The sequence below is a fragment of the Pseudomonas sp. PS02288 genome (genome assembly GCF_029959715.1).
GTDB classification, from domain to species: domain Bacteria; phylum Pseudomonadota; class Gammaproteobacteria; order Pseudomonadales; family Pseudomonadaceae; genus Pseudomonas_O; species Pseudomonas_O kuykendallii.
In genome coordinates, this window is record NZ_JASCPA010000077.1 from 1 (window position 1) to 16932 (window position 16932).

A 16932-nucleotide genomic window follows, 5' to 3' on the forward strand; every position below is an offset into this window, starting at 1 on the left:
TTACCCAAACGGGAGGGGTGCAACGCCCCCCGCCCCCCCGACGGGGCGCGCGGGTGGAATGATACCGAGCAAGTCGGCGGCGCATCACGCGCCGTCTGCTCAGAACGGTACTTTCATCTCCGGAGCGACGCGCGCGAGCTGCTCGCGGAACACCGCCTTGATGCGTTCCAGCTCGGCCTCGGTCTCGGCCTCGAAGCGCAGCACCAGCACCGGCGTGGTGTTGGAGGCGCGCACCAGGCCCCAGCCTTTCTGGTAGTCGACACGCACGCCGTCGAGGGTGGTCAGGTTGGCCTCGCCCCACTGGGCATCGCGCTGCAGGGCGTCGATGATGGCGAACTTGCTCTCCTCGGTGACCTGGATGTTGATCTCCGGGGTCGAGACGTCGTTGGGGAACGCGGAGAACACGTGCTCGGCGTCGCGCTTGTCCTGGCTGATGATCTCCAGCAGGCGCACGGCGCTGTAGATACCGTCGTCGAAACCGAACCAGCGCTCCTTGAAGAAGACGTGGCCGCTCATCTCGCCGGCGAGCAGCGCGCCGGTTTCCTTCATCTTCTTCTTGATCAGCGAGTGGCCGGTCTTCCACATCACCGGGCGACCGCCGTAGCCGCTGATCAGCGCGGTCAGGCGGCGCGTGCATTTGACGTCGAAGATGATGTCCGCGCCGGGGTTGCGCGAGACAACGTCCTTGGCGAACAGCATCAGCAGCCGGTCGGGATAGATGATGGTGCCGGTGTTGGTCACCACGCCGACGCGGTCGCCGTCGCCGTCGAAGGCCAGGCCGATGTCGGCGCCGACCTCCTTGACCTTGGCGATCAGGTCTTCGAGGTTTTCCGGCTTGCCCGGGTCCGGGTGGTGGTTGGGGAAGTTGCCGTCGACGTCGCAGAACAGCGGAATCACTTCGCAGCCCAGGCCTTCGATCAGCTGCGGGGCGATCACCCCGGCGACGCCGTTGCCGCAGTCGACCACGACCTTGAGTTTCTTGGCGACGGCGATGTCGTCGCGGATCTCGTTGTAGTAGCGCTCGAGTACGTCGACCCGTTCGACGCTACCGGTGCCGCTGGCCAGATCGTTGTTCTCGATGCGCAGGCGCAGCGCCTGGATCTGCTCGTTCGCCAGGGTATCGCCGGCGATGACGATCTTGAAGCCGTTGTAGTCCGGCGGGTTGTGACTGCCGGTGAGCATCACGCCTGACTTGCCGGCGAGCACGTTGGCCGCGTAGTAGAGCACCGGCGTCGGCACCATGCCGATGTCGCTGACGTTACAGCCCGAGTCGAGTAGGCCCTGAATCAATTGCTGCACCAGCTCCGGCCCGGAGAGGCGGCCGTCGCGGCCGACGGATATGTTCGGTTCGCCCTTGGCGAGGGTTTCCGAGCCGATCGCGCGACCGATCCAGTACGCGGTTTCCGGGGTCAGGCTGTCGCCGACCACGCCACGAATGTCGTAGGCGCGGAAGATGCTCGCGGGAAGCGTGGGGGCTTGGGGGGTGCTCATCTGAGTGTCTCGCTCCATGGACTCGAGGCCAAGCATGTCTTGGTCCTCGTCGAGAATGTCGATATCGAGAATGTCGGTCGACTGGAACAGCGGGTCGACCAGCTCGGTGTTTGGGTCGGCAACGGGTTGAACCGCTCGCGAGGATGAGGCGGAGCCCGACGCGCCGTTTTCGGCGGCATTCGAGGCTGCTTCGTTTCTTCTTCTTGTGGGCATGCGCGCGAGGTTCTGCGCCAGAGCGTCCATCAAGGGCAAGCTCAGGCTGGGAGTTTTGATGGTCTTGCCGTTGTAGAGTTCCTGCGCCATCTGCCCCAGGTGCAGAACGTCGCCGCGCAGGCGGCGTTGCTGCAGCCCGTGCACCATCTGCAGACCGGCCAGCGCGCCGCCGAACGCCAGCAGCGCGGCGAGTGCGAGCATCAGCGGCGAGACGTCCAGCGCGCTGATTTTCTGGCTCGGGGCGAAGCGCAGCTTCCAGTTCGGGTTGCCGCTGCTCAAGGCCAGCGGCTCGCCCTCGGTGCCGGGTTCTCCACCGAAGTTGGCGAGCACCTGCTCCGGCGCGTTGCCGAACTTCTGGGTCAGCTGCAGGCGACCGGCGCTGTTCGGCAGCGGCGGCAGGGTGCGCAGCAGGCGTTGCAGATCGACCACCAGCAGCAACGTACCGGCCACCGGGCTCTTGTCATCCTGCCGCAGCGGCGCGGCGCTGTAGACCATCCAGCGGTTGCCGACCTTGTAGGCTTCGGCGGCGGGTGGCTGCCCGCCTTCTGCGCGGCGCAGCAAGTCGAGGGCGGCGAAGCTCACCGGCGCTGTCCGGCTGCGATCCTGGGAGGCCTCGCCGCGCGGGTTGATGTAGGCATCGATCACGCCATCCCAGTAGCCGATCGATTGTTCGGCGGCGCTGATCTGGCTGGCGTCGCCGCTCTGCAGCGCGGCGAGCAATTGCGGATTGCGCGCGGCGGCGCGGGTGTCGGCGGTGAGTGCAGCCAGGGCCTGTTGCAGGGCGGATGCCTGGGCGCTGCCGAAGGTCTGTACCAGTTGCTGCCGTTGCTCCTGCTGGAAGCTGGAGAACACGCCGAACCACAGCACGGCGCCTGCAGCGACTAGGCCGAGCAGCACGGGAACCAGTCCCGGTAGCAGCGGATTCTTGCCCAGCGACTGGCGGGGCGCCGCCTTGCCCATCGACGAGAGGTCGACACCGGTATCGGATTCCTTGGCCGTGCGCTTGAAGAGTTTCACCTGGGTTCCTCGCAATTCATCCTGAAGTTGCGTCAGTGACTGCCGGAATGGCCAAAACCACCCGCACCGCGCTGGCTTTCGCCGAATTCCTCGACCAGCTCGAAATGCGCCTGCACCACCGGAACCAGCACCAACTGCGCGATCCGCTCGCCGACAGCGATGCTGAAGGCGGTCTGCCCGCGGTTCCAGCACGACACCATCAGCTCGCCCTGGTAATCCGAGTCGATCAGGCCGACCAGGTTGCCTAGCACGATGCCGTGCTTATGGCCGAGCCCCGAGCGCGGCAAGACCAGCGCGGCGAGCCCGGGATCGGCGACATGGATCGCCAGGCCGGTGGGAATCAACAGGGTCTCGCCGGGTTCGAGCACATGCGCCTGCTTGAGCATCGCGCGAAGGTCGAGGCCGGCGGAACCCGGCGTGGCGTAGGTCGGCAGCGGGAATTCGCTGCCCAGGCGTGGATCGAGGATCTTGGCTTGGAGGGCGTGCATCGGTCACTCAGTGCGGTTGAGACGGTCGGCGATGAAGTCGATCAGTTGGCGGGCGATCTTGCCCTTGCTGGTCTGGGCGAAGGCGCTTTGATGGTGCTCGCGATCGATCACGGTGATCGCGTTTTCCTCGCTGTTGAAGCCGATCGTGGGGTTGGCCACGTCGTTGGCGACGATCAGGTCGAGGTTCTTGTCACGCAGCTTGCGCGAGGCGTACTCCAGCAGGTTCTCGGTCTCGGCGGCGAAGCCGACGCTGAACGGGCGGTCTGCGCGCTGCGCCAGCGTGGCGAGGATATCCGGGTTGCGCACCAGCTGCAGGAGCAGCCCGTCGCCGCTGGTGGGGTCCTTCTTCAACTTGTGCTGGGCGATCACTTCGGGACGGTAGTCGGCCACCGCGGCGGCGGCGATCAGCAGGTCGCACGGCATCGCAGCCTCGCAGGCCGCGAGCATGTCGCGGGCGCTGACCACGTCGATGCGATTGACCCGGTCCGGCGTCGGCAGATACACCGGTCCGGTGATCAGCGTGACCCGCGCGCCGGCCTCGGCCGCCGCCTCGGCGAGGGCGAAACCCATCCGCCCCGAGCTGTGGTTGGTGATGTAGCGCACCGGATCGATGTTTTCCTGGGTCGGCCCGGCGGTGATCAGTACGTGCACGCCAGACAGCGACAGGCGCTGGAAACAGTCGGCCGCGAGCTGGGCCAGGTCGTCGGCTTCGAGCATGCGGCCCATGCCGACATCCCCACAGGCCTGGCTACCCGACGCCGGACCGAACAGGCGCATGCCGCGCTCCTGCAGCACGCGGGCGTTGGCCTGGGTGGCCTCATCGCGCCACATGGCCTGGTTCATTGCCGGCGCCAGCGCGATCTGCGCATCAGTGGCCAGCACCAGCGTGGTCAGCAGGTCATTGGCGACGCCCTGGGCGAGGCGCGCCATCAGATCGGCGGTGGCCGGAGCGATGAGAATCAGATCGGCCCAGCGCGCCAGCTCGATATGGCCCATCGCCGCTTCGGCGTCCGGGTCGAGCAGGTCGAGGTGAACGGGGTGGCCGGAAAGAGCCTGGAGGGTCAGCGGCGTGATGAATTCACGTCCGCCCTGGGTCATCACCACACGGACTTCAGCACCCTGGTCGCGCAGGCGGCGCACCAGTTCGGCACTCTTGTAGGCGGCAATCCCGCCGCCGACGCCCAGGACGATGCGTTTACGATACAGCCGCTGCATAGGCCTGCCTTTTTATAAGTGACCGCGGCCGCCTATGTGCCCAGGCAGGGCGCCGCGCAAAGTTCGGCTAAGATAGCACAGCGCCTGCACCGGAACAGCGGGCCGCGGCTCGACAGGGAGGTGTCATGAGCATTCGCGATTGGCCTGCGGCAGAGCGCCCGCGGGAGAAACTTCTGGACCTGGGCGCCGCGGCTCTGACCGATGCCGAATTGCTGGCGATCTTCCTGCGTACCGGGGTGGTTGGGCAGAGCGCAGTGGACCTGGCACGCCATCTGCTCCAAGACTTCGGCAGCCTGCGCGCGCTGCTCGAAGCCGACCAGGCGTCCTTCAGCCAGCGTCTCGGCCTGGGCCCTGCGAAGTTCGCCCAACTCCAGGCCGTCCTGGAAATGGGCCGTCGCCACCTGGCCGAGGGCCTCAAGCGCGATTCCGCCCTGGAAAGCCCGCAAGCCGTGCGCGATTACCTCAAGGCGCGCCTGCGCCACGAGCCGCACGAAGTCTTCGCCTGCCTGTTTCTCGACGCCAAGCACCGCGTGCTGGCCTTCGAGGCGCTGTTCCACGGCAGCATCGACAGCGCCAGCGTCTACCCGCGCCAAGTGGTGAAGCGCGCCCTCGCGCACAACGCCGCCGCGCTCATCCTCACCCACAACCACCCCTCCGGCGTCGCCGAGCCCAGCCAGGCCGACCGCCAACTGACCCGCCGGCTGGCGGACGCGCTGGCCCTGGTGGACGTGCGCGTACTCGACCACTTCATCGTGGGTGATGGCGAACCGCTGTCGATGATGGAGTCTGGGTGGGTTTGATTCGGACTCTGCACTACCTCCGAAAGCGCACTCGCGCCCCTAATACATACGCTCTTTGCGTAATCACTCGGATTGGTTGTCCTGGATCATATTAAGTCGACAACTTGATTCCACCTTTTTTACATCGTGCTATTAGTTGAATGCCTGTCACACTTTGATGTTGTGTGCAGGATTAGGATGCGTAGCGCGTGAAGTTTGTGTGCAAATAACTGCGCAGTTGTTAAGTGTGCAATAAGTTGCGCAACATGGTCGAAATGGATTTCGCACCTCAGGCGTCATTACGCCGAAATGAAGAGTCAAGGATGACTTATCTAAAAAAGTTGAACGCCCACTATCTGGACTTGGCCAAGTCGCCTATTCGCGACGGAGACTTCATCGGCTCCGATGCGCGTTACTCGGCCGAGTACGAACGGCTTGAGAAAGAGCTGAACAAGCCTTCTTCGCCGCACGAGACGGGCATTGTCGACTGGCAGAGAGTCCGTGAGGGCTGTGAATCTCTGCTCGCCTCCCAGTCCAAGGACCTGCGCGTCGCCGCGTGGCTGATCTGGGGCCTGTACAAGCGCGAATCCTTCGCCGGGCTGCACGCCGGACTCGGTCTGTTGAACTACCTGTGTGCGAACCACTGGACGGAACTGTATCCCCGCAAACCGCGAACCCGCGCCGCCGCGGTCAGTTGGCTGGTCCCGCGCCTGGAGCAGGTTTTCGCCGAGCCCATCCCGCTTGTCGAGCAACTCATGCTGTTTCGCGAACTCGCCGAGCAGCTTCGTTCACTGGAGCGTTTGCTGTCCGAGCAGTTGGGCAGTGACGCGCCGCTGTTACTGCCGCTTTGTCGGCGCATGGAGGAGCAGGTCCGGCAGGCGTCCGTCGGCCAGCCGGAGCCGGGAAGCGTCGGGGCCGTTATCGCTCAGGTGAAGCAGGCCGCAAGCCAGATGCTCACTCCCGGCGCGCCAGTAGAGAGCGAAAAGGATGCCCACAAGGGGCTCCGGGCGCTGCAGGAGCAAGCCCGCCCGCTGTGCGCCTATTGGCTAAAGCAGAAGGCCAATGACCTGCGAGCGTTGCGCTTGGCCCGCACCTTGTTGTGGTTACCCATCGAAGGCCTCCCCGAACGCAACGCAGAACAAATGACCAGCCTCCGAGGTTTGCCGCAGGACAGGCTTGTCAGCTTTCAGGAGCGCTTCCAGCAAGGTCAATATGCTGATCTGCTGAGTGATCTGGAGGCCAGCCTGGTGCGGGCGCCGTTCTGGCTGGACGGCCAGCACCTCGTCTGGCTGTGCTTGCAGGAGTTGCAAGCGGAGCAGGCCATGCGCGAGGTCGAGATCCAGCTCGCCTTGTTTCTGCAGCGGATGAAGGGCCTGGAAATGTTGCGCTTCCATGACGGCTCGCCGTTCGCGGATGCACAAACCCGCGCATGGATCAGCGCCCAAGTGATGCCCCATGTGCAGCCGCCGTCCAGCGCAGCCCCTCCTGTCGCCAGTGAGCAGGAGCTTCGGTTGGCGTGGGACGTTGCCCTGCAGGACAACCTGCCGCGCCTGCGCAAGGAAGGCCTGAAGCCCGCGGTTCAGGCCCTGAAGCAGGGGTTGGCGAGTGCCCAGGGCGGTCGTGAGCGCTTTTTCTGGCATCTGGCATTGGCGCGTTTGTGTGTTGCCGCAAAAAAGTACGAGCTGGCGAAGACCCAACTCGAATCCCTGGACCAGACACTTCAGGCCGGCGGTTTGTCCGACTGGGAGCCGGATCTCGTGCTCGAGGTCATGCGCCTTCTCTACAGCTGCTGCGAACTACTCCCACAGAACCATGCGGTTCGCGAGCGCAAGGAGGAGGTGCATAGACGACTTTGCCACCTCGATATCGAAGTGGTGCTGGACTGATCGCAAGACTGAACGCAAAGGAGAATGAACATGGCCAAAGAAGGCTCGGTAGCACCCAAGGAACGTGTCAACGTCACGTTCAAGCCCGCCGCCGGAGGTGCGCAGGAAGAGATCGAACTGCCGCTCAAGCTCATGGTTCTGGGCGACTTCAACCAGCAGCTCGATGAGCGAAAGGTCGAGGACCGTCAACCCATCGGCATCGACAAGAACAACTTCGACGAGGTACTCGCCAAGCAGGAGCTGAGCCTCAGCTTCGGCGTGGCCAATCACCTGCTGGAGGACGCCAGCGATGAAGACCTCGGCGTGCAGTTGCGCATCCACTCCATGAAAGATTTCAATCCGGCCAATCTGGTCGATCAGGTCCCGGAGCTCAAGAAGCTGATGGAGCTTCGTGATGCGCTGGTCGCGCTGAAGGGCCCCTTGGGCAATGCCCCGGCGTTCCGCCGCGCCATCGAAAGTGTGCTGGCCGATGACGTCTCGCGGGAGCGGGTGCTCGGCGAGCTGGGTCTCGCCGCACAAGACAAACTGGATGCTTGAGAACACCTCACAGGGAAGTGGAAACCATGAGCACTAGCGCAGCAACCGTCGACGGCGACAAGAATTTCGCCGAACTCGGTATCCTCGATCGCATCATTGCCGAAACCAAACTCAGCCCTGATGACGAGGCTTACGATATCGCCAAGCGGGGCGTCTCCGCCTTCATCGAAGAGTTGCTCAAGCCGCAGAACGAGCACGAGTCGGTGAAGAAGGCCATGGTCGACCGCATGATCGCGGAGATCGACGCCAAGCTCAGCCGACAGATGGATGAAATCCTTCATCATCCGCAGTTTCAGGCGCTTGAATCCTCGTGGCGGGGACTCAAGCTGCTGGTGGATCGGACCAATTTCCGCGAGAACATCAAGCTGGAGATTCTCAATGTCTCCAAGCAGGACCTGCTCGACGACTTCGAGGACAGCCCTGAGATCGTCCAGTCCGGTCTCTACAAACACATCTACACCGCCGAGTACGGCCAGTTCGGTGGTCAGCCGGTGGCCGCGCTGATTGCCACCTACTTCTTCGATCCGAGCGCGCCGGACGTGAAGACACTGCAGTACGTCGCCAGCGTCGCCTGTATGTCCCATGCCCCCTTCATCGCCTCGGCAGGCCCCAAGTTCTTCGGTCTGGAGAGCTTTACCGGCCTGCCCGACATGAAGGACCTCAAGGATCACTTCGAGGGCCCGCAATTCGCCAAATGGCAGAGCTTCCGGGAGCAGGAGGACTCTCGCTATGTCGGTCTGACGGTGCCCCGTTTCCTGCTGCGCAATCCGTACGACCCCGAAGACAATCCGGTGAAAACCTTCGTCTACCGGGAGAATGTCGCAAACAGCCACGAACATTACCTGTGGGGCAACACCGCCTATACCTTCGCCAGCAGGCTGACCGACAGTTTCGCCAAGTTCCGCTGGTGCCCGAACATCATCGGGCCACAAAGCGGTGGCGCGGTGGAAGACCTTCCGCTTCACCATTTCGAAAGCATGGGCGAGATCGAAACCAAGATACCCACTGAGGTGCTGGTGTCCGATCGGCGCGAGTATGAGTTGGCGGAGGAGGGTTTCATCGCCCTGACGATGCGCAAGGGCAGCGATAACGCGGCGTTTTTCTCCGCCAATTCAGCGCAGAAGCCGAAGTTCTTCGGCATCAGTGAAGAAGGCAAGAATGCCGAGCTGAACTACAAGCTCGGCACGCAGCTGCCTTATCTGTTCATCGTCAACCGCCTGGCTCACTACCTGAAAGTTCTGCAGCGCGAACAGATTGGCGCGTGGAAAGAGCGTACCGACCTTGAGCTGGAATTGAACAAGTGGATTCGGCAGTTCGTTGCGGACCAGGAGAACCCCAGCTCGGAGGTACGAAGCCGGCGACCACTGCGAGCGGCCCAGGTCATCGTCAGCGACGTCGAGGGCGAGCCTGGCTGGTACCGGGTCAGCTTAAACGTGCGGCCACATTTCAAGTACATGGGCGCCGATTTCACCTTGTCGCTGGTGGGCAAGTTGGACAAGGAATAACGGCGTGTCCTACGGAAGTCTCTTCGAGCGCCTGAACGGTACAGCCCAGTTGCGGAAGGGCTGGAGTCGCGAAGTGGCGGTCATGGCATCGGTGGCTGACCATCTCGGAAAGATGCTCAGTACCCGGGCGGGCAGTGTGCAAACGTTGCCCGACTATGGACTTCCCGACCTCAACGACATGGGTCGCTCGTTACACGACTCGTTGCTTCAGGCTCGCACGGCTATCGAGCGTTTCGTCGACCAGTATGAGCCACGCCTGACGAGCGTGCGGGTTGTGCCTCTGCCCTGTAGGCACGATCCACTCACGCTGTCTTTCACCTTGGACGGGTTGCTGAATATTGATGGGCAGACGCGTCCGATCAGTTTTACCGCACGCCTGGACGGCAGCGGCAAGGTCAGGGTCCAACGTAATAGCTGAGCCATGGATGGCGATGACATGAACTTCATAAAATTATTCTCGGCATTAACTGCCTGGCTTTCGACAGCCGTAGGTGGCTTGGCAACTTTCCAGGCCTGCGTCCATGGTCCGAGTGAGTTATGCAATACATCCGCTCCCCTGTTAGCTGTAGGGAATAGCGGCGATACGTCGGTCTTTCGTTTCGTTCAAATTCTTCAGAGTTCAAACACAGCAATCGATACCTGGCGCCAACAACTTCTTCGCATCGAGAAGTGCTGGGTCAACCCGAGGGAATTCGTATTTCCTCTCTATTCAACCGCACATCCGGTTTCTACGACCCTAACCGATCAGGGCCATGTTCCGTACGCTTTGTATCCCTCGGAAAAGGACTGAAGCGCGATGTCCTTCAACCACTATTACCAGAGCGAACTCACTGCCTTGCGCCAGCTCGGCAAGCGCTTTGCCGACCGCAGCCCGGCGCTGGCGCCTTTCCTTGGGCAGGCGGGGCGCGATCCGGATGTGGAGCGGCTGCTGGAGGGCTTCGCGTTTCTAACCGGGCGTCTTCGACAGAAGCTGGATGACGAACTGCCGGAGCTGACCCATTCGCTGATGCACCTGCTGTGGCCCAACTACATGCGGCCATTGCCTGCGTTCAGCATGGTGCAGTTCGATCCGTTGAAACGTCCGGGACCGGCTGTGTCGGTGCCTCGCAATACGCCGGTGGAATCGCGGCCCATCGAAGGCGTTACTTGCCGTTTCCGTACGGCCTATGCCACCTCGGTGTTCCCGCTGGAACTCACCGGCCTGGATTACTCGGTCAAGGGCGGTGGCGCGCTGCTCAGTTTGCGCGTGGAAATGTGCGCGGACGGTCATTTGGGCGAGATCGCACTGTCCAGCCTGCGTCTGCATTTGTGCGGTGACCGCTACATCAGCCAGTTGCTGTATTTGGGTTTACTGCGTCATCTCGAAGGCATTCAGCTGGTCTTCCTCGACGCCGAACACAGGCCACTGGAAGACGATCATAGCCAGATGCTGTCGCCGCTGTCGCTGAATGCCAGCCAGGTACAGGCAGTAGGTTTCTCCGAAAGCGAGGCGCTGGTTCCCTATCCGCTGAATACCTTTCGCGGCTACCGCTATCTGCAGGAGTACTTCGCGTTTCAGGACAAATTCCTGTTTCTCGACCTGCTCGGTCTAGAACGGCTCAACCCTCTGCTGGGAGAGCGGATTGGCGAGGCGCGCGGCTTCGAGGTGCGCTTCGATATTCGCCAGGCGGGTGTGCAGCGCATCAGGCCGACGCTGGACAATGTGCGCCTGCACTGCACGCCGGTGGTCAACCTCTTTCAGCACGATGCCATTCCGATTCGCCTGGATGGCAAGCAGGATCAGTACCTGCTGCTACCTGCAGAACTCGATTCCAGGCATTGCGGCGTCTTCTCGGTGGATCGGGTGACCGGTTGGAAGCCCGGAGGGATGGGCTATCAGGAGTACGTTGCGTTCGAGTCCTTCGAGCACGATCCGAGTTTCGACGTGCCGCTGGCGCGCCCACATTACAGCGTCCGGCAGCAACCATCGTTGCTCGGCGATGGTCTGGAAACCTATCTCAGCTTCGGCCTGCGCGACCTCGACCAGCACGAAACGCTCTCCGTAGAGCTGACGTGTACCAATCAGAACCTGCCGAGCCAGCTACGAGCGGGCGACATCTGCCTGCCCAGCGAGGACACACCGGAGTTCCTTACGTTTCGAAACATCGGCAGCGTGACCTCGAGCTACGCCCCGCCCGTGCATCGAGACTTTCTCTGGAAGCTGATCAGCAACCTGTCGCTCAACTACCTGTCGCTGACGAATGTCGAGGCGCTGAAGGTGATCCTCGAGACTTATGACCTGCCGCGTCACTATGACCAGCAGGCAGAAAAGGTCAGCCGGCGTCTGCTGGGAGGGCTAGAGGCGATCAGCCATCAGCATGTCGATCGATTGCTGCGGGGCTTGCCGGTGCGCGGAGTACGCACGGAGCTGGTGATGAACCCCGACGGCTATCTGGGTGAGGGCGATCTGTTCCTTTTCGCCTCGGTGCTCAACGAGTTCCTGGCGCTGTACGCCAGTCTCAATTCGTACCACGAGCTGCACGTACGCAGTACACAAGGAGAGGTGTACCGATGGACGCCACGCATGGGGCAGCAGCCCCTGCTTTGAGCCGGCTGAGCCGCGGCATTCGCGAGTACAGCCTGTTCCAGGGTGTGCTGCTGGTGCTCGATCGGCTACGGGTCGCCTATCCCGATCTGGGCGAGGAGGGGCTGTACGCCCGGCTTGAGTTTCAAGCCAACCCGAGCCTCGGCTTTCCGGGTAGCGATATCGACCAGCTGCAGTTCTTCGAGGAAGGCGGGGAGCTACGCGCGCGGCTGCGCATCAATCTGATCGGACTTTGCGGTGCCGGATCTCCCTTACCGACGTTCTACGCCGATCAGGCGCTGGGCGATGGCGATGAGGGAAATCCGACGCGCGCGTTTCTCGACCTCTTCAATGGACGCTTGCAACGCCTGCTGTTGCCGATCTGGCGCAAGTACCGTTATCGCGCGGGGTTCCGGCCGGGCGCCACGGACGCCTTCTCCGCGCACCTGTTCGCTCTTATCGGTTTGGGCGGCGAGACCATTCGCGGCGCGTCCGAGCTCAACTGGAAGCGGTTGCTGCCCTATCTCGGTCTGCTCAGCCTGCGCGCGCATTCCGCCGCGTTGATCGAATCGGTCCTGCGGTACTACTTCAAGCATGCCGAGCTGTTCATCGAACAGTGCATCGAGCGCCAGGTGACGATTTTGGGCGAACAGCTCAACCGGCTCGGTCTGGCGAACAGCGGTTTGGGTGAAAGCCTGGTGTTGGGTGAGCGGGTCCGGGATCGCGGTGGAAAATTCCGTATTCACATCCGCCAGCTGGGTTGGCAGCGCTTCCACGAGTTCCTGCCCATAGGCACGGGCTATCAACCGCTCTGCGCGCTGGCGCGTTTCACTCTGCGCGATCCGCTGGCCTACGACATTCGTCTGCAGTTGCGTCAGGACGAAATACGCGAGCTGCGTCTGGGTGCCGATAACCCCTGCCGGCTGGGTTGGACCAGTTGGCTCGGGAGTCGGCGGGCGGATGGTCTGGTGACCTTGAGCAGCCAATCTCACTGAGGACCGCGAGATGATCAACGTCGATCTGCAACGACTGGTGCTGGCATTGGATGCCGAAAGCAAACGCGACCTGGAGCGCGCGGCCGAGCGGTGCGTCTCACGCGGAGGTAGCAGGATTCTGCTGGAGGATTTGCTCCTCGGCCTGCTGGAGCGCAGCGATGGCGTGCTGATGCGGGCATTGCAGGATGCCGGCGTCGAACCCGGAGCACTGGCGGCCACGCTGCAACCGCGCGCAGAGCGTAGCGAATCGCTCAATCCGGTCTTTTCCGGCGAACTGGTGCAGTGGCTGCAGGATTCGCTGCTCATGGCCAACCTCGAACTCGGCAGGACTCAGATCGACCAGGCGGCGTTGCTTCTCGCGCTGCTGTGCAACCCGCTGCGTTATGCCGGCAGCCAATTCCAGCCCTTGCTGGCGAGGTTGGACGTGCAGCGCCTGCGAGAGTTTGCCCGCGCCGGGCAGGCGTCCGATCCCATGGAGCAGGTGCCCGCTGGCCAGACCAATCTGCAGCGCTTCACCCATAACTTTACCCAGCAGGCGCGGGACGGGAAGCTCGATCCGGTGCTCTGCCGCGATGCCGCGATTCGCCAGATGATCGACATCCTCGCGCGGCGCCGGAAGAACAATCCGATCGTGGTCGGCGAAGCCGGCGTCGGCAAGACCGCGGTGGTTGAAGGGCTGGCGTTGCGCATCGTTCGAGGTGACGTGCCGGAAGCCCTCGCGGGCGTCGAGCTACTCTGTCTTGACCTTGGATTGCTGCAGGCGGGTGCGAGTATCAAGGGCGAGTTCGAGCGCCGCCTGCAGGGGGTTATCGATGAGGTGAAGGTGGCGCTCAAACCCATCATCCTCTTCATCGACGAGGCGCACAGCCTGATCGGGGCGGGTGGCCAGGCGGGCAGCAACGATGCGGCGAATCTGCTGAAGCCGGCGCTGGCGCGGGGCGAGCTTCGCACCATCGCGGCAACCACCTGGAGCGAATACAAGAAATACTTCGAGAAAGACCCGGCGCTGGCGCGGCGCTTCCAGCCGGTGCAGCTGCATGAGCCCAGCGTGAGCGAGGCGGTAACCATCCTTCGCGGCCTGGCGCCGGTCTATCAGCGCAGTCATGGCATTTACCTGCGTGACGATGCGGTGGTCGCCGCCGCAGAGCTTTCCGCCCGCTACCTATCCGGTCGGCAGTTGCCTGACAAGGCCGTGGACGTCCTCGATACCGCCTGCGCGCGTGTCCGCATCAGTCTGTCCACGGCGCCGGAAGCGCTGGAGCGCTTGCGTGGCGAAATCGCCGAAGGTGTCCGTCAGGCGCATGCCCTGCGGCGTGACCTGAGCGCCGGTTTGGCGGTCGACGAGCCTGCCTTGGCAGAGCTGGAGGCGCGTCTTGTCGAGGCCGAAGACGAATGCCGGCAGGTGGAGTCGCGCTGGCAGCACCAGCGCCTGCTGGCGCAGCGGCTGCTCGAGCTGCGGCAACAGCAGGCCACCGCGGACTCGGAATCTTCGATGGAGATCGAGACGGCGTTGCGTGAAGTCCAGGCCGAGCTGGCCGCGGAGCAAGCGCAGTCACGTCTGGTCAGCCACGAGGTCTGCCCACGACTGGTTGCCGAGGTGATCAGCCACTGGACCGGCGTACCGCTGTCGCAGCTGGCACGCGAGCACAACGCCCGCTTGATGAGTTTCGCCGCCGATCTGCGTAAGCGCGTGCGTGGTCAGGACCCGGCGGTGGATGCGCTGGATCGTGCGATGCGAGCAACGGCGGTCGGGCTGAATCGGGCCGATGCTCCCGTGGGCATCTTCCTTCTCGTCGGCCCGAGTGGTGTCGGCAAAACCGAAACGGCACTGGCGCTCGCCGAGCTGCTGTATGGCGGCGAGCGATTTCTCACCACCCTGAACATGTCCGAGTTTCAGGAGCGGCACAGCATTTCCCGGCTGATCGGGTCGCCACCGGGTTATGTCGGCTACGGGGAAGGCGGCGTACTGACAGAGGCGGTGAGGCAGAAACCTTACTCGGTGATTCTTCTCGATGAAGTGGAGAAGGCCGATCCGGACGTTCTCAATCTGTTCTACCACATTTTCGACAAGGGCCTTGCGAACGACGGTGAAGGGCGCGAGATCGATTTCCGCAACACGCTGATCCTGATGACTTCCAACCTCGCCAGCGAGCGAATCGCCACGCTGTGTGGGGACCGTCGACCTGACATCCAGGAACTGCAGGAGGCCATCCGTCCGGCTCTCTGCCACCATTTCAAGCCTGCGTTGCTGGCGCGTATCTGCGTGGTGCCCTACTACCCGGTGAGCGGCGAGGTACTGCGTGAGCTGGTCGAGATGAAGCTGGCCCGTTTCGCCGAGCGCTTGCGGCGGCGCAACCTGGGGCTCAGCTATACCGACGCGCTGCTCACGCGCATCACCGAACGCTGTGCGCAGGGCGATAGCGGTGCTCGTCTGATAGACCGGCTGATCGAAAGCGACCTGCAGCCCATGATCGTTGACCGCTTGCTGGGCGCGATGGCTGGCGGAGAGCCACTGCGGCACGTGCACGCCACGCTGGACGGCGAAGGAGCGATGGTCTGTGAGTTCGCCTGAAGCCTCTTCCATGTTCCGCCATGTGCCGCAGCCGCTGCATTACGCAGAAAGGCTGCTTCGGCATTTTGCCGGGTTGTCGCATGCCTTGAGTGCCGAGGTGCTGCTCGGAATGTTGGTCGAGTCTGCCGCCCAGCTTTCTGGCTGCGAGCTGAGCCAGCTGTTCCTCTTGGACGCGACCCATACCCGACTCACACTCTGCGCCGAATGGCTTGACGGTGTTCTGCAGCCCCGGGAAGCGGCGAGCCTGCCGAGCGACTACGAAGGCGAGCAGTTGCTGCAGTATTGCCTGTGCCAGAACCGGGCGCTCAGCCTTGCAACGCTGGACAGCACCCTGCACGAGACTTCCTTCCTGCCCCTTCGGGCGAACCCCTGGCGAAGTTTGTTGTGCATGCCGCTGCGGGATGAACGAGCCAGTGTCTGCGGGCTGTTGCTTTGCGCCAGCCAGCGCGCGGCCGATCTGCAAGGGTTTGCCGACTCGCTGGGCAATCTGGGGACCTTCGCGGTCACCCAGCTGCATTTGTTGCAGCGGCTACGCGGGCTTGCGGATGGAGTGGGCGAGGTGCCTACGCCTATGCCCTGCGCCAGTGGCTACGGCCTGATCGGTGAAAGCCCTGGAATGCGCGCCGTTTACCGATTGGTCGGCAAGGTGCTGCACAGCCCGGTGAACGTGTTGCTGACGGGGGAAACGGGTACCGGCAAGGAGCTGGTCGCACGGGCCATCCACCAATGCGGGTTGCGGCGCAGCCGGGCATTTCTGGTCCAGAACTGCGCGTCGCTGCCTGAGAGCTTGTTGGAGAGCGAGCTGTTCGGTTATCGGAAAGGGGCTTTTACCGGGGCTGATCGTGATCGCCAGGGGCTGTTCGATGCTGCTGACGGCGGCACGCTGTTCCTCGACGAGATCGGTGATATGCCGCTCGCCCTGCAGGGCAAGCTGCTTCGCGTGCTGCAGGAGGGTGAGGTGCGCCCCCTGGGCTCGACGAAGACCCACCGTGTCGATGTGCGTATCGTTGCCGCCACCCACCGTGATTTGCGCGCGCTGGTGGAGGCAGGACAGTTTCGCGAAGACCTGTTCTATCGCCTGGCGCATTTCCCCATCGAGCTACCTGCGCTTCGCGAGCGTGCCGGTGACATTCCGCGCCTGGCCAGGCATTTCGCCGACAACGCCGCGCACCTCCTGCAGCGTGACGCCTGTCGCTGGTCCGCCGATGCGCTGAGCCAGCTGAGTGCTTATGCATTCCCCGGCAACGTGCGCGAACTGAAGGGGCTGGTAGAGCGCGCCGTGCTGTTGTGTGAAGGCGGTGAACTGCTGCCCGAGCACTTCGCTTTACGCCAGGAGCCCGTCATGTCCAGCGGGAAAACGCAGAACCTGCGCGAGCGACTGGAGCAGATCGAGCGGGGCTTGTTGCTGGAGTGTCTGCGCAAGAATCGCGGTAATCAGAGCAGGGCGGCACGCGATCTCGGTTTGCCGAGGCGCACGCTGCTGTACCGGATGGATCGCTTGAACATCGGTGCTGGCGATGTCTGATCTCACCGGCAACAGCGTCTTCGCAGCGGCCAACACCGCGCACTTCACACTGAGCCTCGAAGGCCAGGCGCACGACCTGCAGGTGCTCGAGTTCCAGGGTCGCGAGGCGCTTTCCACGCCCTATGCTTTCGACCTGGAACTGGTCA

The 16932-nt window shown here is 63.1% G+C and carries 12 protein-coding genes; 9 read left to right on the top strand and 3 right to left on the bottom strand.

Translation table 11 applies throughout. The features are described from left to right. Window positions 1–99: 99 nt before the first annotated feature. From algC to coaBC, 3 genes are all read right to left on the bottom strand, one after another. Complete coding sequence (gene algC / locus QMX85_RS21375) at window positions 100–1491, bottom strand: phosphomannomutase/phosphoglucomutase (RefSeq protein WP_282344283.1); 1392 nt, start codon at window positions 1489–1491, stop codon at window positions 100–102. A 1262-nt stretch (window positions 1492–2753) separates the two neighbouring features. Further along, entirely contained in the window at window positions 2754–3209 is a 456-nt protein-coding gene (gene dut, locus QMX85_RS21380) for a dUTP diphosphatase (RefSeq protein WP_090231497.1), read from the bottom strand. 3 nt (window positions 3210–3212) lie between these two features. After that, window positions 3213–4424 (bottom strand): bifunctional phosphopantothenoylcysteine decarboxylase/phosphopantothenate--cysteine ligase CoaBC, encoded by a 1212-nt coding sequence (coaBC, locus tag QMX85_RS21385; protein ID WP_090231498.1) that lies wholly within the window; start codon window positions 4422–4424, stop codon window positions 3213–3215. A gap of 125 nt (window positions 4425–4549) precedes the next feature. Here coaBC and radC point away from each other — a divergent pair, with 125 nt between their 5' ends. The 9 genes from radC to QMX85_RS21430 all read left to right on the top strand — a co-directional run bounded on the left by radC (window position 4550) and on the right by QMX85_RS21430 (window position 16786). Then, window positions 4550–5224: a DNA repair protein RadC gene (gene radC / locus QMX85_RS21390; protein WP_282344269.1), complete on the top strand. Its 675-nt coding sequence runs from the start codon at window positions 4550–4552 to the stop codon at window positions 5222–5224. 302 nt (window positions 5225–5526) lie between these two features. After that, window positions 5527–7089 (top strand): type VI secretion system protein TssA, encoded by a 1563-nt coding sequence (gene tssA / locus QMX85_RS21395; protein ID WP_282344271.1) that lies wholly within the window; start codon window positions 5527–5529, stop codon window positions 7087–7089. A gap of 30 nt (window positions 7090–7119) precedes the next feature. Next, the gene (gene tssB / locus QMX85_RS21400) at window positions 7120–7626 is read left to right on the top strand and encodes a type VI secretion system contractile sheath small subunit (protein WP_090231501.1); all 507 of its coding nucleotides are present in this window, start codon (window positions 7120–7122) and stop codon (window positions 7624–7626) included. 26 nt (window positions 7627–7652) lie between these two features. Further along, entirely contained in the window at window positions 7653–9131 is a 1479-nt protein-coding gene (gene tssC / locus QMX85_RS21405) for a type VI secretion system contractile sheath large subunit (RefSeq protein ID WP_282344274.1), read from the top strand. Between the two features lie 4 nt (window positions 9132–9135). After that, window positions 9136–9549, top strand: a complete 414-nt coding sequence (tssE, locus tag QMX85_RS21410; RefSeq protein ID WP_282344275.1) for a type VI secretion system baseplate subunit TssE — start codon at window positions 9136–9138, stop codon at window positions 9547–9549. A 378-nt stretch (window positions 9550–9927) separates the two neighbouring features. Beyond that, entirely contained in the window at window positions 9928–11718 is a 1791-nt protein-coding gene (gene tssF / locus QMX85_RS21415) for a type VI secretion system baseplate subunit TssF (protein WP_282344277.1), read from the top strand. Continuing rightward, complete coding sequence (gene tssG, locus QMX85_RS21420; RefSeq protein ID WP_282344278.1) at window positions 11682–12689, top strand: type VI secretion system baseplate subunit TssG; 1008 nt, start codon at window positions 11682–11684, stop codon at window positions 12687–12689. Before tssF ends, tssG begins: the two co-directional genes overlap by 37 nt. Window positions 12690–12699: 10 nt before the next feature. Next, window positions 12700–15261, top strand: coding sequence for a type VI secretion system ATPase TssH (tssH, locus tag QMX85_RS21425; protein ID WP_282344281.1), 2562 nt, complete (start codon window positions 12700–12702; stop codon window positions 15259–15261). A 10-nt stretch (window positions 15262–15271) separates the two neighbouring features. Beyond that, window positions 15272–16786: a sigma 54-interacting transcriptional regulator gene (locus QMX85_RS21430; RefSeq protein ID WP_282344285.1), complete on the top strand. Its 1515-nt coding sequence runs from the start codon at window positions 15272–15274 to the stop codon at window positions 16784–16786. Window positions 16787–16932 lie beyond the last annotated feature (146 nt).